Here is a 24,026-nt window from a genome sequence, read left to right on the forward strand (position 1 = left end):
TGGGCTCGCGTCCCATTTGAACGACGGATGCCTTCAAGTCTCTCCATCCGGTGTCAGCACTGTCATTGAACGCAAGGACCTCGGGTATGGCTGATCAACCGTACAATGCCGTCACCGTTCAGCCGGTTGCCGTGGCGGTCGAAGCCAGCAGCCTGCACGATCAGGTGGCGACGATCAGGCAGGCGCTGAGAGGATCGCCGGTTCGCAAGACACTGCTCTGGATGTCGGTCGGCATCATGGCCGTCATCATCGCAACGTCGATCGGCCAGGTCCTGCTCAACCGCTGGAATCAGCCTTTCTACGATGCGCTTGCGCGCCGTGACATGGCCGCCTTCCTGCACCAGCTTCTCGTCTTTGCGGCAATCGCCGGCGGGCTTCTGGTGCTCAATATCGGCCAGACCTGGCTCAACCAGATGATCAGGCTGAAGCTGCGCGAGGCGTTGACGGTGGATCTGATCGACCAATGGATGCGGCCGGCGCGCGCCTTCCGGCTGGCCAATGCCGGCGCCATCGGTGTCAATCCCGACCAGCGCATGCAGCAGGATGCCGCCCATCTGTCGGACCTGTCGACCGATCTCGGCGTCGGGTTGCTGCAGTCATGCATCCTGCTGGTGTCCTTCGTCGGCGTGTTGTGGCAGTTGTCTTCAGGCTTCGTGTTCCATATCGGCGGCACCTCGCTGGCCATCCCGGGCTACATGGTCTGGGCCGCCATCCTTTATGCCGGCACCGCCTCATGGCTGAGCTGGCTGGTCGGACGGCCGCTCATCCGCCTCAACAGCGACCGCTACACGCGGGAAGCGGAGCTGCGCTCGTCGATGGTGCGCGTCAACGAGAATGTCGATGCCATTGCGCTGTACCATGGCGAGGCCGACGCCAGGCGACGGCTCGGATTCGACCTTGATACGGTGCTGGGCGCCATGCGGCGCATCTACAGCGCCCAGATCAACCTGTCCTGGGTGACCGACACCTATGGCTGGATCACCGTCGTGGCACCCATCCTGGTCGCTTCGCCGGTCTATTTCTCGGGCGATATCAGCTTTGGCGGGCTGATGATGGCGGTCGGTGCCTTCAACCAGGTCCACTCTTCCCTGCGCTGGTTCATCAACAATATCGGCGGCATTGCCGACTGGCGCGCCACGCTGATGCGCGTCGCCGACTTCCGCATCGCGCTCGATGAAACCGATGTGCTGCACGACAAGGAAAGGCGCATTGCCTTCGGCGAAAACGCCAATGGCAGCCTGACTTTCGAGAAGCTCGAAGTGGCCTCGCGGGACGGCTGCACCAGGCTCGCCGACCAGCATGTCGAAATCCGCCCCGGCGAGCGCGTCATGATCACCGGCGATCCGGGCGCCGGCAAGACGTTGTTCTTCCGCGCCATTGCCGGCCTGTGGCCATGGGGGAGCGGACGGATCGGCCTGCCGGCGGGAGAGACCCCCATATTCGTGCCGCGCGTCCCGTATTTCCCGGCCGGTACGTTGCGCGAGGTTCTCGATCACCCGAACGGAACTGCGCCGGCGAATGACGCCGACATTTCGGCGGTGCTTGCCGAGGTCGGGCTTGGACGGCTGTCATCCTCACTCGATCGTAGCGCGCGCTGGGAGCATGAGCTGGCCGATGACGAACAGCGTTCGCTGGCCTTTGCCAGGCTCGCCTTGCGGCAGCCGAAATGGGTGATCATCGACGAAGCCATGGACGCGTTCGACGGACCCTCGTTGCGACGCGTGCTGTCGATGCTGGAGAAGCGTTTGCCCGGGACCGCTTTCCTCAACATCGGACGCGGCCAGCACAACAATCATTTCTTTCCGCGCGCGTTGACGATCGTCAAGGATGCCGACGCACCGGCCCTGAAACCTGTCCGGGTCAGGGCCGGCGCCATCGACCCGCCGCCGGCTGGCGCCCGCCGCAAGAAGTAGGCTGTTTTCCCGGGCTACCGGCTCCAGCTTTATTTTGCCGTGATCGCGAGGGAAGCTTCCCCGGAGAAACAACCCTGGCGTCGGCCATGCTTGATGCTCTGCGCTTGCTTGCCTGCCTTGCCTGCGCCCAGGCCGCTCCCATCGCCTCGCCGCCGGATGGCCTGGCGGTCGACGTCGAGCTGGTGCTGGCGGTCGATATTTCGCTGTCGATGGACGAAAAGGAGTTCGCCCTGCAGCGCGCCGGCTATGTCGAGGCGTTGCGGCATCCCGATTTCATCCAGGCTGTCCGCGCCGGCAATACCGGCCGCATTGCGCTTGCCTATTTCGAATGGGCCGGCACGGTGCGTGATGACGCGATCATCGACTGGCAGATCATCGACAGCGCAGAGACCGCCAACAGCTTTGCCGAAAAGGTCGCGGCGCGTCCGTTCCGCAGCTTCCGCGGTACCTCGATTTCCGGTGCGCTGGCTTTCGGGACCGAGCTGTTCGACCGCACTTCTTTCGAGGGCGAACGCAGCGTCATCGATATTTCCGGCGATGGCCCCAACAATATCGGGCCGCCGGTCACCACGACGCGTGATGCGGCAATCCCCAAAGGCATCGTCGTCAACGGCCTGCCGATCCTGATCAACCCGTCGCCGACCTTCAGCCATCTCGACCAGTATTATGCGCAGTGCGTGACTGGTGGGCCTGGTTCCTTCGTGCTGCCGATCTATGCGGCCGCCGAGTTTTCGACAGCCATCCGCCGCAAGCTGATCCTGGAGGTCAGCGGCATTCAGGAGAAGACCAGGACCATCCCCGTCGATGCTGCCGCGCCTGTCGATTGCCTGCAAGGCGAGCGGGACAGGCGGTTCTTATCCGATCCGTATTTTCCCGAGCTCGACCGATGAGCTCTGCTGCGACGACGGGCCTCAGGCCGGCCGGGCGCCGAACTTCTGCCGAATCTCATCGTGGAGGTCGCGGCGCCAACGCCGGCCATAGACATAGCCGTTGATCAGTTCGGGCAGCGAATAGCCAAGATCTTTCGACGAACGGTTGGCCATGTAGCCCGAGAAGGCTTCCGGGATCCGACACTTCAGAATATCGGAAATGATCTGCCGCGTGATCATGTAGGGCGGAATATGTGGGTAGGAGCGGGCAATATTCGGGTGTTTGCGCATCAGGTTCGCATAGGCTTCGACATAGCCGCGGCGACGTCGCGAAATCGAATTCTCCGAATTGTGCTTCGTCCAGTCGATGTTCTGGGACAACTGCGCACCGAAGCGCCGGGCAAGGCGCAGCAGCAACTCCCGATCCTGCATCCGGGCGATGTCGCTGTCGTAGCCGCCGATGGCCAGCAAGGCCTCGCGGCGCGCTGTTATCGCCGATCCCGCGATCAAGATCGTCTCCGCGACCAGCGTCCGCTCCAGCGTGCCCGGATTGAGGAATGCATCGCGATTGATGCAATTGGTGGCGCGTCCGCCCTTCAGGGAGACGTAGGAGCTGATCAGCACTTCGAGAGCCGGATCGGCATCGAACCAGGTCAGGGTCTGTTCAAGCCTGTGCGGCAGATAGACGTCGTCGGAATCGAGGAACGTCACGATCGGTGCTCGCGCTCTCTCGATGCCCGCATTCCTGGCGGCATTGGCCCCTCGCCATTTCGCGCCGACATAGATCAGTCGCGGATCGCGAATGCCGGCCAGCGCTGCCGCGGTTCCATCCGTCGAGCCATCGTCGATGACGATATGCTCGAACTTCGACATGCTCTGGGAAAGTACGCTTTCGACAGCGCGTAATACCGCTTCCCGCCTGTTGTGGGTCGGCGTGATCACCGTGATGAGAGGAGCGTGCTCTGTGTTCCCGGTCATATAGCGTCAGCCGTTCCAGCACGAAAAATGCGCTTCCTGCCAGGTCTTTCGATCTTCAGGACGGTCAAATGGATCGGACTCCCTTCCATATTCCCTCGTATAGAGGATGAGGCTACAGAAAACAGGCGTCCGTGTCACCCCATTGTGCTGCTGCTCGATGCGCGTGAAATGACGATTTCCAAGTCTAGCGCTTCAACTGCAACACTATTGCGGCGCGATATGCTTGCAAATCGCCTCGCTGCAACGACGACGCATCGATAGCGAATCGCATGCATTCCATTACGTCGGACGTAATCGCATCGCGGCTGGTATTTGGACAGATTGCCGTTGCGAGGCCGGATGGTCAGCCTCGGTTGCAGAGGGAGTACAGTCATGACTGCTTACGCCGTTGCCCATATGCGCCAAGCCCGGATGGGTCCGCAGATTGTCGAATATCTGCAGAAGATCGATGCCACGCTGGAACCTTTCGGCGGCCGTTTTCTGGTCCATGGCGGCGATTTGGAGGTGATCGAGAACGACTGGCCGGGCCACCTGATTGTCATAGAATTTCCCGACAGGCAGCATGCAGGCGGTTGGTACAATTCGCCCGCCTACCAGGCGATCCTGACGCTGCGGACTGACAATTCGCAATCGGATGTTGTGTTCGCCGAGGGCGTCGAACATCCGCATAAGGCCACCGATGTCCTGAAGTAGTCTATTGGTGGAACAACTCAACTTCGCGTTTTCGTAACTACCGTCTCAGCAAGAACACCGCCTGTTGGCCGAAGAAGTTCCAAAACCACCACGGCATCGACAGGCCAATCTTCTGTCCATTGGCGTCGAGTGCGGTTGCTTTCTCCACTGTCGCGCCAAGCTCGTCGCACAGGTTGACGAAGTCGCGGATGGTGCAGAAATGGATGTTGGGCGTGTCGTACCAGGAATAGGGCAGGTCCTTGGTCACCGGCATGCGGCCATTGAGGAACAGCGACATGCGCACCCGCCAATGGCCGAAGTTGGGGAAGGACACGATGGCGCGGTTGCCGATCCTAAGCAGTTCGTCGAGAACCAGCTTCGGGTTGCGGGTGGCCTGCAGGGTCTGCGACAGGACGACGAAATCAAAACCCTTGTCAGGATAGAATTCGAGATCCTTGTCGGCATCACCCTGGATGACCGACAGACCGCGCGCCACGCATTCGTTAACGCCACGCTGCGACAGCTCAAGTCCGCGGCCGTCGACCTGCTTGGTGTCCTGCAGCAATTCGAGCAGCGAGCCATCGCCCGAGCCGACATCGAGCACGCGGGATTGCGGCGGGATGAGGTTGGCGACGACCTCGAGGTCGACGCGCTGGTCGCGGTTGACGCTCACGATTTCACCTCCTGACTGGTGCATGATCCTGGTCCGAAAAGTCTGCAACTTTGCGGGGTCATGCGCTGAGCCCTCTCGCCCGTGCTGCCGAGCCGATGAAGCCATTGATGGCGGCAAACAATTCAGGCTCGTCGAGCAGGAAGGCATCGTGGCCACGGTCGGTCTCGATCTCGACGAAGGATACCGACGCGCCGGCTGCGTTGAGCGCGTGCACGATCGAGCGGCTCTCTTCGGTCGGAAACAGCCAATCCGAGGTGAAGGACACCAGGCAGAAGCGGGTTTTGGTGCCGGCAAAGGCATCCGCCAGCCGGCCGCCATGGTCGGCGGCGAGATCGAAATAGTCCATCGAGCGCGTCATGTAGAGGTAGGAATTGGCATCGAAACGGTCGACGAAGGTCATGCCCTGGTGGCGCAGATAACTTTCGATCTGGAAGTCGGCGTCGAAACCGAAGGTCAGCGCTTCGCGATCCTGCAGATTGCGGCCGAATTTCCGGTGCAGGGCGGCTTCGGACAGATAGGTGATGTGGGCCGCCATGCGCGCCACTGCCAACCCCTTTTCCGGGCGTCTGCCGTGCTCGAAATATTTGCCGCCGTGCCAGTCCGGATCGGCCATCACGGCTTGCCGGCCGACCTCATGGAAGGCGATGTTCTGCGAGGAATGGCGTGCGCCGGTGGCAATCGGCAGTGCCGAGAAGACGCGCTCCGCATAGCTCGACGCCCATTCCAGCACCTGCATGCCGCCCATCGAGCCGCCGAGCACGCAAAACAGTTTTTCAATGCCGAAATGGTCGATCAGCATCTGCTGCGCCCGCACCATGTCGCGGATGGTGATGATCGGCAGGTCGAGCCCATAGGGCTTGCCGGTGGCGGGGTTGGTCGAGGCCGGGCCGGTGGAGCCCAGACAACCGCCGATCACGTTGGAGCAGATGACGAAGAAGCGGTTGGTGTCGATGATCTTGCCGGGGCCGATCAGCACCTCCCACCAGCCCGGCTTGCCGGTCACCGGATTGGTGCTGGCGACGTGCTGGTCGCCGGTCAGCGCATGGCAGACGAGGATGGCGTTGGAGCGGGCGTCGTTCAGAGTGCCGTAGGTCTGGTAAGCGATCTGGAACGGCGACAGCAGGGTGCCGGCATCGAGCTTGAGTGGCTTGTCGGGTCCAAAACGCAAGACCGGGCTCGACGGTTGGTCGGCCTCGTTGTTGGTTTTTCCAGCGCGCAAAGCGGCCATTGCATCCATCTCACACTTTGAATCCACGCACCGTGCTTTTCGAAGATCGATGCCGATGCGGCGTCCGGCCGGCGCGGACAACAAAAAACCGGCATTGCGGTCGCAAAGCCGGTTACAGGATGCAAACGGCCCTTTAGCAAGTTGTTTAACGTGGCTGCAAGCCGACCGGCCAAATCACCACGGAACTGTCAGCGTTCTTCTAGAACTCGCCCGCCTCGCCGTCAATGCCGGCGGCCGGCACAACTGCACCTCTCGACATTGCCGACCATGGCTTGTATTTCCGCTGCGGCTTCCCCGCGGAAGCGTTCTCGACGGATTTTTATGACATGAGCCAGACACCGGACAAGGCACGTCCAACCCCGCGCGCGGGCATCATGGACATCGACGCCTATGTGCCGGGCAAGAGCACGGCGCCCGCCGGCGTCGCCAAAGTCTACAAGCTGTCGTCGAACGAGAATCCGCTCGGTCCGTCGCCGAAGGCGATCGAGGCAGCGCGAGAGATTGCTGGAAAGCTCGACGTCTATCCCGACGGCACCGCCAGGCGGCTGCGTGAAGCGATCGCCGAGGTGCATGGCCTCAACCCGCAGAACATCATCTGCTCCAACGGCTCCGACGAAATTCTCGGCCTGCTGGCGCAGACCTATCTCGCGCCCGGCGACGAGGCGATTTTCACCGAACACGCCTTCATGGTCTACAAGATCTACATCCAGTCAGCCGGCGCCACTCCGGTCGCGGTCAAGGAGACCGACGAGCGCGCCGACATCGATGCGATGCTGGCCGCCGTCACACCGCGTACGAAGATCGTCTTCCTTGCCAATCCCAACAACCCGACCGGCACCTATGTGCCGTTCCAGGAGGTGCGCCGTCTGCATGCCGGCCTGCCCAGGCATGTGCTTCTGGTCCTCGACGCGGCCTACGCCGAATATGTCCGCCGCAACGATTATGAGGCCGGCATCGAACTGGTCGGCGGTGCCGAGAACGTGGTGATGACCCGCACCTTCTCCAAGATCGGCCTGGGCGGGGCGCGGATCGGCTGGATGTACGCGCCGATGCACATCGTCGACGCCATCAACCGCGTGCGTGGCCCTTTCAACGTCAATGCCACGGCGATCGAGGCCGGCATCGCCGCAATCCGTGACCGCGATCACGTCCAACGCAGCGTGATGCATAACGAGACCTGGCTCACCTGGTTGAGCGAGGAATTGAGCAAGCTCGGGCTGCGGGTAACGCCAAGCGTCGGCAATTTCATCCTGATCCATTTTCCCGACGACCAGAAACATTCGGCGGCGGCGGCGGACGACTATCTGACGGCGCGTGGCTATATCCTGCGGCGCGTTTCCGGCTACGGCTTTCCCAACGCGCTACGGATGACCATCGGCACCGAAGAAGCCAATCGTGGCGTTGTCGCCGCTCTCACGACATTCCTGAAAAGCTAGAACACCATGACATCACCGATGTTTGAAAAGATCGCGCTTGTCGGCATCGGCCTGATCGGCTCGTCGCTGGCCCGTGTCATCCGCCGCGAGGGCCTGGCCCGTCACGTCGCCATCTCGACACGCAGTGCCGCGACGCTGGCGCGGGCGGAGGAGCTTGGGCTCGGCGATTCCTATACCGCCGATGCCAAAGAAGCGGTCCGCGATGCCGATCTGGTCATCGTCTCGGTGCCGGTCGGCTCGTCCGGCGCGGTGGCCGAGGAAATCGCGCCGACCCTGAAGAAAGGCGCCATCCTCACCGATGTCGGCTCGACCAAGGCATCGGTCATCGCCCAGATGCAGCCCTATGTGCCTGATGGCGTCCATTTCATACCCGGCCATCCGCTGGCAGGCACGGAAAAGTCTGGTCCCGACGCCGGTTTCGCCGATCTGTTCGACAATCGCTGGTGCATCTTCACCCCGCTGCCCGACACCGACCCGGAGGCGCTGGAACGGCTGTCGGAACTCTGGCGCCGCTGCGGCGCCAACATCGACACGATGGACCCACAGCATCACGACATGACGCTGGCCATCGTCTCGCACCTGCCGCACATCATCGCCTACAACATCGTCGGCACCGCGGACGACCTGCAATCGGTGACCAAGTCCGAAGTGATCAAATATTCGGCCTCGGGTTTTCGCGATTTTACCCGTCTTGCCGCCTCCGACCCGACCATGTGGCGCGACGTGTGCCTGCACAACAAGGACGCGATTCTTGAAATGCTGGCGCGGTTCTCGGAAGACTTGGCCTCGCTCCAACGCGCGATCCGTTGGGGCGACGGCGAAAAACTCTTCGATCTGTTCACCCGCACCCGTGCGGTTCGCCGCTCGATCATCGAGGCCGGCCAGGACATCGACGTGCCCGATTTTGGCCGTCAGGCGGTCGAGCATCCTGCAAAGAGCTAGCTGCCCGATCCAGGCTAGCCTGCCGGCCAGTGGTTCGCCATCATCGCCAGCGTCTCGGCGCGGTTCGGCGCACCCAACCTGCCGCCGAAGCGCTGGCATTTGAGTGCGGCGGCCGCACTGGCAAAACGCAGCGCCAGCTCGACCGGCATTGCTTCCGCCAGCCCGACGGCAAACGCGCCGTGAAAGACATCGCCGGCCGCCAAGGTGTCGACCGCCTTGATCTTCGGCGCCGCGACATGGCGGGACGATCCCGTCATTCGATCGAACCACCAGGTTCCTGCCGCGCCGCCGGTGACCGCGACAAATGCATCGCTGCGCCGGGCAAGCACCTCGCAGGCTTGGCGCGGATCCAGTTCCGCCCCGCACAGAATGCGCGCCGCCGGCTCAGAGGCGACGACATGGGATGCCAGCGGCAGCAGTTGCTCCAGCACATCCCTCGGCGCGGTATCGGCATCGAGGATCGCCGGCCGGCCAATGGCGCGCGCCGCCTCCAGGGCAAGAGCTGCCGCACCCGGCCAGCGGACATCGACCAGCACGGCATCGAATGCGGTGAGGTCGGCGGCCGGCAGAGCACCGGGATCGGCCTGGGCGAGCCTGTCGTAGAAAGGTACGATGATTCGCTCGCCATGCGCGTCGACCAGGATCGAGGCCAGTGCCGAGCGAGCGCCATTGACGCGGCGGACATAGGCGCAATCGACACCCTCGGCTTCGATGGCGGCAACGAGATGATCGCCGACCGGATCGTCCCCGGCGCTCGCCCACAGCGACACCTTTGCCCCCAGACGATGCGCCGCGCAGGCCGCACTGGTCGCCATGCCCGAGGCGATCTGGACGCCGTCGGAAGCGATGAACTTGCCCTGATGGAGGGGCAGCGTCTCGACCCGCAAGATGGTGTCCAGCGTCAGGGCGCCGACACTCAAGAGCCTCACGGGGTGGTTCATTTCGAGGGACTCATGCGGCGCACTTCAAGTCTCTGCCTGATGCATGTCGTTGTGCCAAAACCGCTGCGTACTCTGGGCGACATGCACTATTCAACCGGCTTGATCTTGCCCAGCGGGATGAAGCCGAGCGAGGCCTTGCCTTTGACCACCTTCAGCGGCATCGACGGTTCGCTGCCGAGCAGCGCCAAGGCACCAAAGCCTTGTTCGATCTGACTTTTCTGCTCGGGGATGGCGGCGCCGAGGATGGCCGCCACGGCTTTCGGATCCTTCAGCCGGATCATCAGGTCGGCGTCGATCAGGCCTTCGGCATCGACCGACAGCGGTCCGGACACAGTGATGCGCGCCGTCCCCGACGACAGGTCGAGGTTGCGGATCTCGATCGCCTGGCCGCGCAGGCTCTTCACTTGCGTGCCGATCAGCGCGACGCCGTTCTTCAGCGTCACGTCGCCGCTGGCGTCGAGCGCCGGCAGCACGCGCCCACCGATCGCTTCGGAATCGATCTCGAGATCGCGGAAGTTGCCGAGATAGTCGATATCCCCACCGTTCGGCTGCAATTGGCCGTCCGCCTTGCCGGCGCTGAACAGTTGGACCGGATCGGTGTCGTCGGCCGGGTCGGTCTGGCCGGACAGACCGTCTGCCTGCAGCGAGATCCGCCGTGGCAGCGGCCATGACAGTTTGACGTTGGCCTGCAGATTGTCCCAGTCGATCCACAGCGGCACCATACCCGGAACGGAGGTCCTCAGCGGACCGCGCAGATCGGCAACCGGCGACAGAGGCTGGGTGATCTGGGCGATGGCATTGAAGCTGCCGGCCGAGGCGGCGATGTTCCTGGCATCGTCCTCATAGGCGAGGTTGTCGCAGGAGATGGCAAAGCTCAGGGGATAGCCGCTGACCTGGAGATTGGCGCAACCGGCCTCGACGCCATTCTTGTTGAGCGTGGCCACCGCGCGGTCGGCTTCGCTCTTGACCCGTCCGGCCAGGTAGAACCAGCCGCCGCTGTAGATCGCGAACAGCACGACGACGAACGCCACAAGCCACAACAGGCCGCGTCGGCGTTTCGGTTGGTGTTCGTCACTTGACGTCATGCTTTGGCTCTCGTTAACGCATGGATGTTGTAGGCGGACTCTCGATTCCGACAACAATAGGTAGACAGAGGCGGACGGAAAAAACACCGGTTCCGGTGCGGTGTTGCCATTCTTTGCAATCAGGCGCGGCGATATGGGCGATTTTTGGGTGTTTGGCTATGGATCGCTGATCTGGCGGCCGGGTTTCGCGCATGTCGAGACACAGCGCGCGCGCCTGCACGGCTACCGGCGCTCGCTGTGCGTCTATTCCTTCGTGCATCGCGGCACGCGTGAACGCCCGGGGCTGGTGCTCGGCCTCGACCGTGGCGGCTCCTGCGTCGGCCTGGCGTTCCGCGTGCCCGGCGAATTGCGCGACGAGGTGATCGCCTATCTGCGCGAGCGCGAGCTGGTCACCAACGTTTATCTCGAACGCACGCTCAAGGTTCGCCTCGACGGCGGCGGCACGGTCGAAGCCGTGGCCTATATTGTCAACCGCCAGCACGAGCAATATGCCGGCGCGCTTGACGCGGCGGACGCGGCGGCCGTGGTGCGCGGCGCGGTCGGCCAGTCCGGCAACAACGAGGACTATGTGCTCAGCACGCTGGAGCACCTTGAAGCGCTGGGGATAAGCGACCACTGGCTGGAGGACGTGGCTAAGCGAATCGAGCTCTGAGGAACGACGCGCGGCTGCTACATAGCGAAAATCTGCTTTCCGAGATCGGCGCGGTCCAGGCTGTCGGCGACGGCGAGCTTGAACGAGGCCAGCGGATGAAGCCCGCCGACCGGAACATGGAAATCCGGTCGGCCGAAGACATCGATGATCTTGCGCAGGATCGGGCCGTCGGCTTCGACCGGTGGCGAGAAGAAGTAGCGATAGATATTGGCCCTGATTTCGAGGCCGCTGAGCAGCACGTCGAAATTGTGCAGCTCGTAGCGTTCCGGGCTCATGCCGCCATTGATGACCATCTGGCCGCCGAGCGCGAGGCTGCGGATCAGTTCGCCGCTGACAGGCCCGCCGACATTGTCGACGATACCGCTCAGTCGCGCGCCTCCGGTCATATCCAGAACCGTTTCCCGGACTCCGGCCTTGAGGTTCGATAGATCGAGGACGGCGGCTGCGCCGAGCGTTCTCAGGTCCAGCCCGTCATGGGTGCGCCGCACCACCGACAGAACATTGATGCCGCGCCGTTGGGCAAATTGCATGACCATTGTGGATACCGACGAATAGCCCGCCGTAACGGCCAGCCACTGGCCCGGCTGAACGCGGGAATCTTCCAGCAGGTCCCACGCCGTAATCGGGTTGACCATCTGTCCGGCGCGTTCAAGCGGATAGTCCGCCGGCAACGGGATCAGCCATTCGGCCGGTACGGCGGCATATTCGGCCCAGCTGTTGTAGTAGCTGAACGCAACCAGTGTGCCGGGTTGCAGGGCGACGTTGGCGCCCACCCGCTCGACGATGCCGGCGCCATGGTTTCCCGCGACCTGGCGTGGAAAGAGCGGCTTCTTCGGTTCGGGGTAGAGGTTTTCGATGAACAGGAAATCGCCCGGGTTGATCGATGCCGACACCATCCTGACCAGCACCTCATTGTCGCCGATCTGCGGGAGGGGAATGTCGTCGAGATAGAGCACATCCCGCGGCGAGCCGATTCCATCGAACACGATTGCCTTCATTTCAGCCTCCAATGGCAAGCTCCGGCGCGACAGCCGCGCCGACGATGCCGGGAAGCTAGGACGGCAGCCAAAAAATCCGAATTGGCAGATTTGACAATCTATGTGCTAAAATTGCCAAACTTGCCGTACTGCAGAATCTGTCGAAAGGGATCCGATGAGCCCTGTCCACGTGGTGATTTGGTTGCCGTCGACCTTCTATTCGGCGGTCGCCGCGACCCTTGTCGAGATGTTCGACATGGTGAACACCATCCGCCGCGAGCGAATGATCTCCTTCGAGTTCGTGGCACGGCAACCAGATGCCGCCACCACGCCCGGGATTTCCTTTCAGACGAAGCGCGAGCCATCCAGACGGATGGACGCGCTGATCCTGCTTGCCATGCCTGGCATGCAGATACCGGAGCTGACTGCCGCACTGGAGGAAGAGGGTCGCCATGCCGTTCCGATAATCGCCAGGGCGCAGCGCGAGAACGCCATCGTTGCCGGGCATTGCGGTGCCGGCTACTTCCTCGCCGAGGCTGGCCTTCTCGATGGCAAGCGGGCGACGATCTCGTGGTGGCTGAAGACGGATGCGCGTCGCCGCTTTCCGAAGGTGCGTTGGGACGCCTCCCGCGTCCTTGTCCAGGAGGGGCGCATCTACACTTGCGGCGGCGGCTTTTCCGGCCTCGAACTTGGCCGGGCCCTGCTCAGGGATCTCGGCTTTGCCGAGGAAGAACGCCTTGTGCGCAAGCTCCTGGTGCTGCCGCCGTCGCGGCAGGTGCAGACGCCTTATGAGTTTCCGCTGCCGGACCAGCCTGTACCCGCGCCGTTCCGCGACCGGATCGAAGCGCTGTCTAACAGCCAGCTGCGGCGGCTGGACCTTGCTTTTCTTGGCAAGGAGCTGGGGCTGACGCCAAGGACGCTTGCCCGTCGGTTCTCCGAGGAATTGCATACGACGCCCGGGCGCTGGATTCAGGATCAGCGAATCGAAGCGGCGAAAACCCTGCTGGAAAGCACCAGGCTTGGTGTTCTCGAAGTTTGCTATCAGGTCGGCTATCGGGATGCTGCCTCCTTCAGCCGGCTGTTCGCCCGCGCGGTGGGCCTGCCGCCTGGTGAATACCGGCGTCAGAACCAGTAAGCGAACCTGTCTGCGAGGCGCAGGCTTTGGAATCCGCGACTGGCTGGAAGAAGCGGCATCGCGCCTTTGTGAAGTGCTGGCTCTGCGGAAAAGGCGGCCAGGCCTTTGACCTCGACATTGCGGGACCTAGGTTAGGGTCCGAACCTCAGCCATTGGGCAGCATTCGCCCGCCACCAATCACCCCGGAGATACGCCTTGCAGAAACGCCGTCTCGGTCGCACCGACCTTTCCATCGCGCCGCTGGTTCTGGGCGGCAACGTCTTCGGCTGGACCGCCGACGAGAAAACTTCATTCGACCTGCTCGACCGCTTCGTCGGCGCCGGCCTGAACGCCGTCGATACGGCCGACGCCTATTCGCGCTGGGTGTCCGGCCACAAGGGCGGCGAATCCGAAACCATCATCGGCAAGTGGATGAAGGACCGCGGCAATCGCGATCAAGTCGTGGTGGTCACCAAGGTCGGCTCGGATATGGGGCAGGGCCACAAGGACCTGTCCGCCGCCTATATCGAAAAGGCCGTCGACGCGTCGCTGAAGCGGCTGCAGACCGACGTCATCGACCTCTATCTGTCGCACTGGCCGGATCCGGCCACGCCCTATGAGGAAACCCTTGGCGCCTACGAGAAGCTGCTCGCCAAGGGCAAGATCCGCTATGCGGGCTGCTCGAACCTCGACGCCGGCCAGTTGCGCGCGGCACTCGATGTGGCGAGCCTGCGCAGCCTGCCACGCTACGAGGTGCTGCAGCCGGAATACAATCTCTACGATCGCTCCTCCTTCGACGGGCCGTTGCGCGATCTGTGCGCGGGTGAGGATATCGGCGTCATCACCTATTTCAGCCTGGCCAAGGGCTTCCTCAGCGGCAAGTACCGCAATGAGGCCGATCTCGGTCAAAGCCCGCGCGGCGGCGGGGTGAAAGACTACCTCAATGCGCGCGGCGCGCGCATCCTTGCAGCACTCGATGCCGTGTCGGCCAGGCATTCGGCAAAGCAGGCGGAGGTGGCGCTTGCCTGGGTTATCGCGCGGCCAGGGGTCACCGCGCCGATCGCCAGCGCCACAAAGCCCGAGCAGATGGACAGCATGATCAAGGCGGTGTCGCTGAAGTTGACCGCCGACGACATGGCCGAACTGGACAGAGCGAGCGGCTGAAAGTTCCTTCGGCCGCTGCACGCACGAACGTCCAAGACCGCCCTCTTGCCTTGCCATACCGTCCTTCGCACGTGGCGAGGCAAGAGGATGAGATGACTGAGCCGCTTCTTTCGCAGCCGGATCTTTGGCGCCAATTGCTCGGGCTGGTGCTTGCCGCCACCGTCGTCATGGGCAGCCCGGGGCCGGCAACGATAAGCGTCACCGCCGTTGGCGCTGCCTTCGGTCTGCGCCACTCGCTGCGCTATGCCTGCGGGATCATCCTGGGCACGATCGCCGTGCTTCTGGTGGTGGCAACCGGGGTGGTGGCGGTGCTTGCCTCGATGCCGAAGCTGGCGCCGGTGCTGGCTGTCGCGTCCGCGGCCTACATCCTCTATCTCGCGTTCAGGATCGCCACGGCTCCGCCATTGGCGGCGCGCGCCCGAGAGGCTTCGCGCCCAACATGGCTGGCTGGGTTTCTCTTGGCTGTCGCCAACCCAAAAGCCTATGTGGCGATCGCTGCCGTGTTCGCCGGCGCCTCGTCGGCCGGCGATATCGGCATGTGGCCCAAACTGACTGTTCTCGCCGTGATGATTGTTGCCATCCATGCCTTGTGGCTCGTCGCGGGCGCGGCGTTCGCGCGCTTCCTGCGCAGGCCGGCCGCGTCGCGGATCATCAACCTGGTCTTCGCCGCGACGCTGGTGTTGACCACCGCGCTGGCCATGGTCGGCTAAGTGTCGACTCACGAGCCTTTCAAGCTTTCGCGCCGAGTTCCCGCAGCCGCTTCATTGCCGTTGGCGGAAAGGCGGGCGGGTTGGGTGCGCGGGATGCCTCGATGAGAAGCTGGTCACAGGCAGCCTCCGTCTCACCGATCAGCCGGGCCATGAATTCGTCCTTGTTCAAGCCGGGCGGGATCGGCGGCAGGAACCGCGCCTTGATCGTGCCGGGGTAGCGCAGGAATTTGCGGCGCGGCCAGTAGAGACCGGCAACATGGGCGACCGGCACCACCGGAACCCCAAGCTGCGAATAGATTTCAACGATGCCGTATTTGTAGGCCGGCTCGTCGCCCGGCGCGCGGCGCGTCCCCTCGGGGTAGATGATCAGCTGGCGTGGGTTGCGCGCCATTTCCTCCTTGGTGGCGGCGACCACCACCTTCAGCGCCTTCGAGCGGCTGCCGCGATCGACCGGGATCATGCGCATCTTCATGATGTACCAGCCGAAGAACGGGATCCAGGTCAGCTCGCGCTTGAGGATGTAGAGCGGGTCCTGCAGGAAAGGGAAGAAGGCGATGGCATCCCAGAAAGACTGGTGCTTGGGCGCCAGGATGAAGGAGCCTTCGGGCAGGTTTTCCTGGCCGGTGATGTCGTTGCTGGTGCCGGCAATCTTGTCATAGAGCCACATGCAGGTGCGCGACCAGAATTTCGGCACGAACCAGGCGCGGTGGCGGGGCGACAGGAAATAGTAGGGGGTCCAGAGGATCATCTGGACGATCAGATTGACGTAGAAGACGAAATTGAACGCCAGCGATCGGATATAGAGCATGCGGGAGGCCCGGTGAGGAGGTGTGCGTTGGTTACACCAAGCGCAGGCAAAAAGGAAATGGCCGCAAGCCGCTCTGACCGGCAAAGAAGAACGAGCGTCGATCGGCAGGCAGCCCGGTTCCGCTACACCAGTCGCGCCAGCCGCTCCCTCAGGCGCGGGGCGGCAAAATCGAGAAAAGCACGCAGTTTGACCGGCAGTAGACCGTGGCCCGCATGCACCAGGCTTACCGGCCATGGCTCAGGCTCGAACTCCTGCAGCAGGACGCGCAGCGTGCCTGACCGCAGCGCGGCCTCGATCTGGTAGGAAAGCACCTTGGTCAGCCCGACACCGGCAATTGCCGCATCGATGGCGGCTTCGGCGGTGTTGACCTGAAGCCGCGAGCGGACCTGGACCGGGACTTCCACCTTGCCCTTGGTGAAGCTCCAGGTGGCGGCGGAGGCAAGTCCCTCGAAAGTGATGCAACTGTGTGTTTCCAGATCCTGCGGGGTCGTCGGCGTGCCGTGTTCGGCGAGATAGGCCGGGCTCGCGCAAACGACGCGGCGGATCGAGCCGACGCCAATGGCAACCAGGCTCGAGTCGGGCAACCGGCCGATGCGAATGGCGAGGTCGAAATGGTCCTCGACCAGCTGGGTTATGCGATCTGCCAGCGTCAGGCGGATGTCCACGTCGGGATAGGCCGCGAGAAAGCCGGTGACGACCGGCAGCACGTGCAGGCGGCCAAAGACGACCGGGGCGGTGATGGCCAGTTCGCCGGTCGGAGCGCTGTATTCGCCGGCTGCCGTGCGTTCGGCCTCGCCGACGTCATCGAGAATGCGACGGCAGGCGGCAAGATAGGTCTGGCCGGCATCGGTCGTCGTCAGCCGGCGCGTCGAGCGGTTCAAGAGGCGTGTGTTCAGATGCCGTTCCAGATCGGAAACCTTGCGGCTGACCGTCGCCAGCGGAATGCCGAAACGGCGCGCCGCGGCGGAAAGGCTGCCGGCCTCCACTGCGGCGACAAAAAGCGACATGGCTTCGAGACGATCCATAGCTTCTTCCAGAAAGTGGAAGGACGGATTGCGAATATGTCATCTGCATTTGAAGGATGGAAGGCTTTATATCGGGGTTGGCCTGGCTGCAGCAAGGCCTCGACGAGCAAGGAGCTACCATGTCTGAAAGCCGGCCGCCGCTACCGCCGTTCACAGCCGAGACCGCCGCGCAGAAGGCGCGCATGGCCGAGGATGCCTGGAATTCGCGCGATCCGGCCCGGGTGGCGCTTGCCTACACAACCGATAGCCGCTGGCGCAACCGCGCCGAGTTCCTGCAAGGCCGCGATGCCATCCAGGCTTTCCTGACGCGCAAATGGAGCCGCGAGCTCGACTATCGGCTGATCAAGGAGGTCTGGGCTTTCCACGGCAACCGCATCGCCGTGCGCTTCGCCTATGAATGGCACGACGACAGTGGCTCATGGTTCCGCAGCTATGGCAACGAGAACTGGGAATTCGACGAACACGGGCTGATGCGTCTGCGCATCGCCAGCATCAATGACCTGCCGATCGGCGCGGCGGATCGCAAATATCACTGGCCGCTCGGCCGGCGGCCGGACGACCATCCGTCATTGTCGGAGCTCGGGCTTTAAGATCGTCCGGGCAAGGAGGCTTTCATGAATGCTCACGCTTTCACCAGCGACGTCGCCTTCACGCCGACCGTCAAGGCGATCCAGGCTCGCAAGGGGTCACGCCAGTCCTATGCTCGCGTCGAGGAGCGTGGCGGCTGGCAGGCCGTCATCTCACCTGATCTTGCCGCCTTCATCGAGATGCAGACCAGCGTCTTCCTGTCGACGGCCAATGGCGATGGCCAGCCCTATATCCAGCATCGCGGCGGACCCGCCGGCTTTCTCAAAGTGCTGGATCAACATACGATCGGCTTTGCGGATTTCTCTGGCAACAGGCAGTTCATCACGCAGGGCAACCTGGCCGACAATCCGCAGGCTTTCCTGTTCCTGATCGACTATGCCCACCGGCAGCGCATCAAGATCTGGGGCTCCGCGCGGGTCGTGGAAGGCGACGCCGAACTGACGGCGAGGCTGATGCCACCGGACTACAAGGCCCGCCCCGAGCAGGTCATCCTGTTCGCGGTGTCAGCCTGGGATGCCAATTGCGCGCAACACATCCCGCAGCGGTTCGAGGCGGCTGACGTGGCAGCGGCGCTCAGCGAACGGGACAGGCGTATCGAGCGCCTTGAACAGGAGATCGCACGCCTCAAGGGGACTTCAGCCACTGCCGCCGAGGCAGGTGCTGCCGCCGGGGAATGATGGTTCAGCCGCCGGCCGCAGTTTCGGCCAGCGCGATGCCATCGGGTGTCGGCTTCATCGGCACGATGCCGCGCGCCAGCGCCAGCAGATATTTGTTGTATTCGGTGAACAGCACGCGCAATGCCCGCGGCTTGGTCAGCCAGCTGCCATTGTCGAGGTTGGTGTTGACCACCGGATAGGGCTCGAGCTTGGCGCCATGCAGCAGCCGGCCCATTTCCAGCAGGCTGCGCGGCATATGATAGTTGTTGGTAACGAGGATCACCGTGCCGTAGGCATGGCTCTCCACCCATTTGGCGCTTTCCTCGGCATTGCCGATCGTGTCCAACGCGGCTCGGTCGATGTCGACGCAACAGGAGAACAGTCGCTTGTCGCCACCGATCGCCGCCTGCAGTTGGCGGCGGCTGGCGGAAGGATGCACGCCGCTGATCAACAGCCGCTCGCCCTTGCCGGACGCCAGCAGATCCATCGCGGCGTCGAGGCGGGACTGGCCGCCGGTCAAAACGATGATCGCGTCGGCCTTGGCCGGATTGGCGGGCGTCGTCAGATGGCTGACCTTGTTGGCGAACCAGCCAAAGCCGCCGGCAAACAATGTTGCGAGGATGAGCAGGGAGAGAGCGGACACACGCAACGCAGCCTTCAGACGGCTGAGCTCGCCGTGGGCACACGAACGGGCAACCATCACTGGCATAGGCCCAGCCGTTCCGGTCGGTTCCCGCGCGTCCATCGCCATATGGTTAATCCTGAAATGCGGTCTTGGGTAGTTGAAAGACGCAATTTGCGTTACGCCAATTCTCCATCCGTGATCACCCTGTCTGTATCGATCTGACTGTTTCGACCTTGGTCCTGCTTTCGAGCGACGTGGATTAGCCGGCATCCGGTTGGCGAACGTCGATATCACTGAGATAGGCGACAACGGTGGCATGGGACGTCGCGGCCGTCAGTCCGCCGATCACCAGCACCATGAGAACGACGCCGAGATAGCCGGCCGAGCCGATGGCGAAATTGCCGAACAAGGCGGTCGCCTGGTCGGCCTGCGGCGTCGCGATGTTGCGCGACGACCACCAGGAAAAGACGATGAACACGAGCACTGCGGCGGCTCCGCCGGCAGCGGCACCCTTCATCCCGGTGACCAGGAAATGCCGGCGGAATTCGCGGGCAATGAAGCGCGCCTCGGCGCCGACGAAATGCAGCACCTCAATGATATGGCCATTGCCAGCCATGGCGCCGCGCGTCGCGAACACCACGGTCAGCACCGTCGCCGACAGCATCAGCGCCAGCACGGCGATGCCGATGGTCACCGTGGTGCGGGCCATGGCCACCAGCCGGTCGACCCAGGTGCGGTGATCGTCGAGCGATGCACTTGGCAATTTCGGGGTGATCGCGGCGCGCATGGCGACGAAATCAGGCGGGCTGCTCTCGTCGATGGTGACGATGATCAGGCGCGGCACCGGCAGCTCGTCAATGTTGAGGCCAGAGCCCAGCCACGGCTCCAAGAGCCTCGCGGTCGCCTCGCGATCGATGATCCGGGTCGCCTTCACGCCGGGGAATTCGCCGGCGATCTGCGAGGCCTGGGCAAGAGCTGCCTCCATGTCGAGGCCGTCGACCGGTTTGATCTGGATCGTCGCCTCGCGCGAAATCTGGTTCTCCCAGACAGAGGCCGTGTCGCGCACCAGCGTCACCGCGCCGAAAGTCAGGCAGGACAGGAAGGTCATGATTGCGATGACCAGCACCAGCGCCCGGCCGGCGATGTTCTGCGCCGGCACGATCGGTGCCATCCTGCGCTGGGCACGCGGTCTTGCCTCGGCGTCCTGCTCCCGTTCCTCAAGATGTTCGGCGGACAGCTCAGTCATAGATATCCAGCCTTCCGCCGGCCAGGATCATGCGGCGTGCGTCGACCTGTTCCATCAGGCCAAGGTCGTGAGTGGCGATCACCACGGCGGTGCCGAGACGATTGAGCTCGATGAACAGCCGCAGCAGGCGTCGCGCCAGCGGCGGATCGACATTGCCGGTCGGCTCGTCGGCCAGCAGGATCTCCGGCTGCTCGATCAGCGCCCGCGCGATCGCGGCGCGCTGCTTCTCGCCGCCCGACAGAACCGGCGGCAGCACATGCATGCGCTCGCCCAGCCCGACCCATTTCAACAGCTCGGTGACATCGGTGCGGTAGCTCGCCTCCTCGCGCCCGCGCACGCGCAGCGGCAAGGCCACGTTTTCATAGGTGGTCATGTGGTCGAGCAAGCGAAAATCCTGGAACACCACGCCGATGCGACGCCTCAGATGCGGCAGTTCGGTGCGCGAGATGCGCGAACGGTCCTTGCCGAAGATGGTGATCAGCCCGCGCGTCGGCTTCAGCGACATGAACAGCAGGCGCAGCAATGTCGTCTTGCCGGCGCCCGAAGGCCCGCTCAGGAACTGAAAGGAGCGCTCCGGGATGTGCAAGGAAATGTCGCGGAGGATTTCCGGACCCATGCCATAGCGGAGGCCGACATTTTCGAAGCGAATCAATTTCGACGACCTGAAATGCGCGGCTGCAGTGAGCCAGCCTGTTCTGGGAAAAGACCATCGGCCGGCATGGTTAACCGGCGGTTAATTTCTGGGCTCTTTCGGCTCGTCACGAGGGCTCCGGTGGGGAAGCGTTAACCATTTGTGTTTACGCAAAAGAAACGAAAAGCGAACACGTGCTGCAATGCTGGTGCCATGATGGCTGACGATCGAACCGCGCGCCCGGTTTCCGGCGAAATCATGACCGATCCGGCGGCAATTGCCGCAGCGGACCGGTTCATGCGCGGTCCGGCGGCCGATATCGTCGATGCCGACTACGTGGTGATGCCACGCCTTGTCCCCGCCGCGGAAAGCGTTTCGCCGCTGCCGCGTGCGATCGTCACGCCGTCCATCGAGGGCATGGACATGCTGCGCAAGCCCGAGGCTCCGGTGGAGCGGCCGCCGGCCTCGCGCGGCGGACCGATTTTCTGGATTGCCGGGATTGGCGCCGCCTTGGCCGCCTTCTGGGTCTCCGGCGGGCATGCGCTGGTGCGCCAGGCGCCGTTCCTGTCCAGCGCGCAGGCGTCGGCACTGAGCATTTCCGGCGTCACGTCACGCGTCGACGCCTCGGGCCAGAATCCCGTGCTGTTCGTCGACGGCGAGGCGGCCAATGACGGCGCGAAACCGGCGCCGCTGCCGCCGCTCGAAATCCGGGTGACCGGCAATGATGGGCACATGACCCGCTATACGTTGGGGACATCCGGCCGTTCGCTGGCGTCGGGCGAAAGATTCGGCTTTGCCAGCCGCCTCGACGTGCCTAAGAACGGCGTAAGGACCGTATCGGTCACTTTCGCGCAGTAGGCGATCACCGGGGAACAACCACCAATGCCCATCGTACGCGGCAAGGACATCGAAGTCCTGTTTTCGGCATCGGCGATCGCACGGCGCAATCTCGAACTCGCCAAGGAGATCGCCGAGCACGACTATCACGACCTGCTGGTGATTTCGGTGCTGAAGGGCTCGTTCATCTTCGCCGCCGACCTGATCCGCGCCATGCATGATGTCGGGCTGTCCCCCGAGGTCGAGTTCATCTTCATTTCCAGCTATGGCGCCGGCACCACCAGCGGCGAGGTGAGGGTGCTGCGCGACATCGACAATGAGGTCGCCGGGCGCGACGTGCTGCTAATCGACGACATTCTCGAATCGGGCAAGACGCTGAGCTTCACCCGCGACCTGATGCTGTCGCGCGGCGCCAGGAGCTGCGCTATTGCAGTGCTGCTCGACAAGCGCATGCGCCGCCAGACCGCGCTCAACGCCGACTATGTCGGCTTCGACTGTCCCGACTATTTCGTCGTCGGCTACGGCATGGATGTCGCCCATGCCTTTCGTGAGTTGCCGTTCGTCGGCGTCGTCAAAGGTGATGTGTGAGGCCCTTTGATAATTCTACACCGGCCACCTGACGCGGCTTTCTGTGATTCCGGTGCTCACGGACCCGAATGGTCGCTTCGCTCCGGTTCTCGAAAACCACGCCATTTGACTCGCCGGTGCGAATTCTGAAAAGGCCTAGCGCCTTCAGGAAAAGTCAACTTTTCGCCGCCAAATATGGCGGCCATGGCAAAGCTTCTGATCGTCGAGGACGATGAGTCCGTCCGCACCCTGGCCGCCCGCGCGCTTGAACGTGCCGGGCACACAATCGACGTCGCCGCGGACGGCGCGCAGGGGCTTTCGCTGATCCGGGCCGCGCTTGGCCGCTACGATCTCGTCATCTCCGACATCCGTATGCCGGAGATGGACGGCATCGAGATGGCGATTGCGGCGGCGGCACTCTTCCCGTCGATGAAGATCATGCTGATGACCGGCTATGCCGACCAGCGCGAGCGCGCCGAGGAGTTGAACGGCGTAATCCTCGATGTCGTGCAGAAGCCGTTTACGCTGGCCGAAATCCGCTCACGCGTCGAACGGGCGCTTATCTGCTTCGCCTGATCAGGCCGGATCGGTGGCAGCGAGCACGGGCGGAGCGCTCTTGCGGCGTTCGGAGTTGAGGGCGAGCAGGCCGGCGCCGATGATGAGGGCCGCGCCGATCACGGTGGTCGACCTGGGCACCTCGGCGAAGAACAGAAAACCCCACAGCGGCGACCACAGAATGCCGGTGTATTCGAAAGTGGCAACGCGGTTGGCCGGTGCCATCCGGTAGGCCTGCGACAGCAGGATCATGCCGGCGGAGGCGACGAAACCGCAGGCCGCCATCTTGAGAAAATCGGGCAGCGTCGGCGACAGCCAGGGCCGCACCAGGAATTCCAGGCTCGGGTGGACGGCGTGGGTAATGCCGGCAAGATGAAATGCGCCGGCAACCACGGCCGCGCCAACCAGGTAGGCGCCATTTTGATAGAAGGCCATGACGGTCGACGATTCGGTATCGCCGATCTTGCGGGCCATCAGCTGCGAAAAGCCGTAGAGCGCCGCCGAGCCCAGTGACAGCAGCGCCGCCCAGTCGAACAACCCGGCGCCGGGGCGCAACATCACGAGGACGCCGAACAGCCCGATCAGCACGGTCGCCATCGTCTGCCAGGAGACGCGCTCGCCAAGATACGGCCCGGCCAGCACCATGATGAACAGCGGCGCCATGAAATAGAGCGCCACCGCGTCGGCCAGCGGCAAGGCGGCGATGGCCAGATAATACACCGTATAGGAGGTGAACTGGATGAAGGCGCGCATCGTCAGCATGCCGAATCGCTTCGACAGGATCGCTGGCAAGCCGACATCGGCGTGGACGAGTACAACCAGGATCGGCAAGGCAACGATCGAGCGGATGGCCATCACTTCGGTCACCGGATAGCCGCTCGATACGGCTTTGACGAGGGGATCCTGCAGCGAGAAAACCAGCACGCCAAGGCACAGGCTCAGGATGCCAAGCACCATCCGATTCCGCATCTGCCGTCCAGGCTCCCTGCAAGCGAAAAAGAACCCGCCACCGTTTCGGGCAGCGGGCATGAGTGAGGACTCTTCGAATTGGTCCGCGGCCGATTTCGCAGCCGCATATCCAATGGGAGAGGCGACTATCGTCCGGCGTTTGACATGTTGCAAACGAATTGGAAT

The 24,026-nt window shown here is 63.3% G+C and carries 26 protein-coding genes and 1 riboswitch; of the genes, 14 read left to right on the top strand and 12 right to left on the bottom strand.

What is annotated here, in order from left to right; translation table 11 throughout:
- The first annotated feature begins 86 nt into the window (after positions 1–86).
- Both AC1RZR_RS09135 and AC1RZR_RS09140 read left to right on the top strand, forming a co-directional pair.
- Positions 87–1,913 (top strand): ABC transporter ATP-binding protein/permease, encoded by a 1,827-nt coding sequence (locus AC1RZR_RS09135; RefSeq protein WP_481828299.1) that lies wholly within the window; start codon positions 87–89, stop codon positions 1,911–1,913.
- Positions 1,914–1,999: 86 nt separating this feature from the next.
- Complete coding sequence (locus AC1RZR_RS09140; protein WP_481828300.1) at positions 2,000–2,803, top strand: DUF1194 domain-containing protein; 804 nt, start codon at positions 2,000–2,002, stop codon at positions 2,801–2,803.
- A gap of 21 nt (positions 2,804–2,824) precedes the next feature.
- On the opposite strand, the gene AC1RZR_RS09145 is transcribed toward AC1RZR_RS09140, so the two are convergent.
- Positions 2,825–3,760 (bottom strand): glycosyltransferase family 2 protein, encoded by a 936-nt coding sequence (locus AC1RZR_RS09145; RefSeq protein WP_477269617.1) that lies wholly within the window; start codon positions 3,758–3,760, stop codon positions 2,825–2,827.
- Positions 3,761–4,132: 372 nt separating this feature from the next.
- Here AC1RZR_RS09145 and AC1RZR_RS09150 point away from each other — a divergent pair, with 372 nt between their 5' ends.
- Positions 4,133–4,453, top strand: a complete 321-nt coding sequence (locus AC1RZR_RS09150) for a DUF1330 domain-containing protein (protein ID WP_481828301.1) — start codon at positions 4,133–4,135, stop codon at positions 4,451–4,453.
- Positions 4,454–4,490: 37 nt separating this feature from the next.
- On the opposite strand, the gene metW is transcribed toward AC1RZR_RS09150, so the two are convergent.
- Both metW and metX read right to left on the bottom strand, forming a co-directional pair.
- Positions 4,491–5,105, bottom strand: coding sequence for a methionine biosynthesis protein MetW (gene metW, locus AC1RZR_RS09155; RefSeq protein ID WP_379018470.1), 615 nt, complete (start codon positions 5,103–5,105; stop codon positions 4,491–4,493).
- A 58-nt stretch (positions 5,106–5,163) separates the two neighbouring features.
- Positions 5,164–6,333 (bottom strand): homoserine O-acetyltransferase MetX, encoded by a 1,170-nt coding sequence (gene metX, locus AC1RZR_RS09160; RefSeq protein ID WP_481828302.1) that lies wholly within the window; start codon positions 6,331–6,333, stop codon positions 5,164–5,166.
- A gap of 113 nt (positions 6,334–6,446) precedes the next feature.
- A riboswitch (SAM riboswitch) is annotated at positions 6,447–6,524 on the bottom strand.
- A 135-nt stretch (positions 6,525–6,659) separates the two neighbouring features.
- Between metX and hisC the strand changes: the two genes are divergently transcribed.
- Positions 6,660–7,769 (top strand): histidinol-phosphate transaminase, encoded by a 1,110-nt coding sequence (gene hisC, locus AC1RZR_RS09165; RefSeq protein WP_481828303.1) that lies wholly within the window; start codon positions 6,660–6,662, stop codon positions 7,767–7,769.
- A 6-nt stretch (positions 7,770–7,775) separates the two neighbouring features.
- Entirely contained in the window at positions 7,776–8,711 is a 936-nt protein-coding gene (locus AC1RZR_RS09170; protein WP_481828304.1) for a prephenate/arogenate dehydrogenase family protein, read from the top strand.
- Positions 8,712–8,725: 14 nt separating this feature from the next.
- Here the strand turns inward: AC1RZR_RS09170 and AC1RZR_RS09175 are convergent, their stop codons facing one another.
- Positions 8,726–9,652 carry a sugar kinase gene (locus AC1RZR_RS09175; RefSeq protein WP_481828305.1) on the bottom strand — a complete coding sequence of 309 codons (927 nt, stop codon included), beginning with the start codon at positions 9,650–9,652 and terminating at the stop codon, positions 8,726–8,728.
- An 86-nt stretch (positions 9,653–9,738) separates the two neighbouring features.
- Positions 9,739–10,737 (bottom strand): DUF2125 domain-containing protein, encoded by a 999-nt coding sequence (locus AC1RZR_RS09180; protein ID WP_481828306.1) that lies wholly within the window; start codon positions 10,735–10,737, stop codon positions 9,739–9,741.
- A 133-nt stretch (positions 10,738–10,870) separates the two neighbouring features.
- Here AC1RZR_RS09180 and AC1RZR_RS09185 point away from each other — a divergent pair, with 133 nt between their 5' ends.
- On the top strand, positions 10,871–11,389 hold the full coding sequence (locus AC1RZR_RS09185; RefSeq protein WP_481828307.1) for a gamma-glutamylcyclotransferase: 519 nt from the start codon (positions 10,871–10,873) through the stop codon (positions 11,387–11,389).
- A gap of 17 nt (positions 11,390–11,406) precedes the next feature.
- Here AC1RZR_RS09185 and AC1RZR_RS09190 read toward each other — a convergent pair whose 3' ends face one another.
- On the bottom strand, positions 11,407–12,387 hold the full coding sequence (locus AC1RZR_RS09190) for a quinone oxidoreductase family protein (RefSeq protein ID WP_481828308.1): 981 nt from the start codon (positions 12,385–12,387) through the stop codon (positions 11,407–11,409).
- A 154-nt stretch (positions 12,388–12,541) separates the two neighbouring features.
- Here AC1RZR_RS09190 and AC1RZR_RS09195 point away from each other — a divergent pair, with 154 nt between their 5' ends.
- The 3 genes from AC1RZR_RS09195 (at position 12,542) to AC1RZR_RS09205 (ending at position 15,354) form a co-directional block, all read left to right on the top strand.
- Complete coding sequence (locus AC1RZR_RS09195; protein WP_481828309.1) at positions 12,542–13,501, top strand: GlxA family transcriptional regulator; 960 nt, start codon at positions 12,542–12,544, stop codon at positions 13,499–13,501.
- 195 nt (positions 13,502–13,696) lie between these two features.
- Positions 13,697–14,644 carry an aldo/keto reductase gene (locus AC1RZR_RS09200; RefSeq protein ID WP_481828310.1) on the top strand — a complete coding sequence of 316 codons (948 nt, stop codon included), beginning with the start codon at positions 13,697–13,699 and terminating at the stop codon, positions 14,642–14,644.
- Positions 14,645–14,736: 92 nt separating this feature from the next.
- On the top strand, positions 14,737–15,354 hold the full coding sequence (locus AC1RZR_RS09205) for a LysE family translocator (RefSeq protein ID WP_481828311.1): 618 nt from the start codon (positions 14,737–14,739) through the stop codon (positions 15,352–15,354).
- A gap of 19 nt (positions 15,355–15,373) precedes the next feature.
- Here the strand turns inward: AC1RZR_RS09205 and AC1RZR_RS09210 are convergent, their stop codons facing one another.
- Together AC1RZR_RS09210 and AC1RZR_RS09215 are read right to left on the bottom strand one after the other, a co-directional pair.
- A complete protein-coding gene (locus AC1RZR_RS09210; RefSeq protein ID WP_481828312.1) occupies positions 15,374–16,162 on the bottom strand; it encodes a lysophospholipid acyltransferase family protein in 789 nt (262 codons plus the stop codon).
- Positions 16,163–16,284: 122 nt separating this feature from the next.
- The gene (locus AC1RZR_RS09215) at positions 16,285–17,187 is read right to left on the bottom strand and encodes a LysR family transcriptional regulator (RefSeq protein WP_481828313.1); all 903 of its coding nucleotides are present in this window, start codon (positions 17,185–17,187) and stop codon (positions 16,285–16,287) included.
- A gap of 119 nt (positions 17,188–17,306) precedes the next feature.
- Here AC1RZR_RS09215 and AC1RZR_RS09220 point away from each other — a divergent pair, with 119 nt between their 5' ends.
- Positions 17,307–17,777 (top strand): nuclear transport factor 2 family protein, encoded by a 471-nt coding sequence (locus AC1RZR_RS09220; RefSeq protein WP_111544521.1) that lies wholly within the window; start codon positions 17,307–17,309, stop codon positions 17,775–17,777.
- Between the two features lie 24 nt (positions 17,778–17,801).
- Positions 17,802–18,452, top strand: a complete 651-nt coding sequence (locus AC1RZR_RS09225; RefSeq protein WP_481828314.1) for a pyridoxamine 5'-phosphate oxidase family protein — start codon at positions 17,802–17,804, stop codon at positions 18,450–18,452.
- 4 nt (positions 18,453–18,456) lie between these two features.
- Here AC1RZR_RS09225 and AC1RZR_RS09230 read toward each other — a convergent pair whose 3' ends face one another.
- The 3 genes from AC1RZR_RS09230 to ftsE all read right to left on the bottom strand — a co-directional run bounded on the left by AC1RZR_RS09230 (position 18,457) and on the right by ftsE (position 20,954).
- On the bottom strand, positions 18,457–19,182 hold the full coding sequence (locus AC1RZR_RS09230; RefSeq protein WP_477269649.1) for a YdcF family protein: 726 nt from the start codon (positions 19,180–19,182) through the stop codon (positions 18,457–18,459).
- A 133-nt stretch (positions 19,183–19,315) separates the two neighbouring features.
- Complete coding sequence (locus AC1RZR_RS09235; protein WP_477269651.1) at positions 19,316–20,302, bottom strand: cell division protein FtsX; 987 nt, start codon at positions 20,300–20,302, stop codon at positions 19,316–19,318.
- The gene (gene ftsE / locus AC1RZR_RS09240) at positions 20,295–20,954 is read right to left on the bottom strand and encodes a cell division ATP-binding protein FtsE (RefSeq protein WP_010911739.1); all 660 of its coding nucleotides are present in this window, start codon (positions 20,952–20,954) and stop codon (positions 20,295–20,297) included. Before ftsE ends, AC1RZR_RS09235 begins: the two co-directional genes overlap by 8 nt.
- Positions 20,955–21,146: 192 nt before the next feature.
- Here ftsE and AC1RZR_RS09245 point away from each other — a divergent pair, with 192 nt between their 5' ends.
- The 3 genes from AC1RZR_RS09245 to AC1RZR_RS09255 all read left to right on the top strand — a co-directional run bounded on the left by AC1RZR_RS09245 (position 21,147) and on the right by AC1RZR_RS09255 (position 22,913).
- Positions 21,147–21,791 (top strand): hypothetical protein, encoded by a 645-nt coding sequence (locus AC1RZR_RS09245; protein WP_477269653.1) that lies wholly within the window; start codon positions 21,147–21,149, stop codon positions 21,789–21,791.
- Between the two features lie 24 nt (positions 21,792–21,815).
- On the top strand, positions 21,816–22,358 hold the full coding sequence (gene hpt / locus AC1RZR_RS09250) for a hypoxanthine phosphoribosyltransferase (protein ID WP_379103400.1): 543 nt from the start codon (positions 21,816–21,818) through the stop codon (positions 22,356–22,358).
- Between the two features lie 183 nt (positions 22,359–22,541).
- A complete protein-coding gene (locus AC1RZR_RS09255; RefSeq protein WP_481828315.1) occupies positions 22,542–22,913 on the top strand; it encodes a response regulator in 372 nt (123 codons plus the stop codon).
- On the opposite strand, the gene AC1RZR_RS09260 is transcribed toward AC1RZR_RS09255, so the two are convergent.
- Positions 22,914–23,861 (bottom strand): DMT family transporter, encoded by a 948-nt coding sequence (locus tag AC1RZR_RS09260; RefSeq protein WP_481828316.1) that lies wholly within the window; start codon positions 23,859–23,861, stop codon positions 22,914–22,916. It abuts the gene before it with no gap.
- Positions 23,862–24,026 lie beyond the last annotated feature (165 nt).

The sequence above is a fragment of the Mesorhizobium bavaricum genome, from assembly GCF_056781655.1.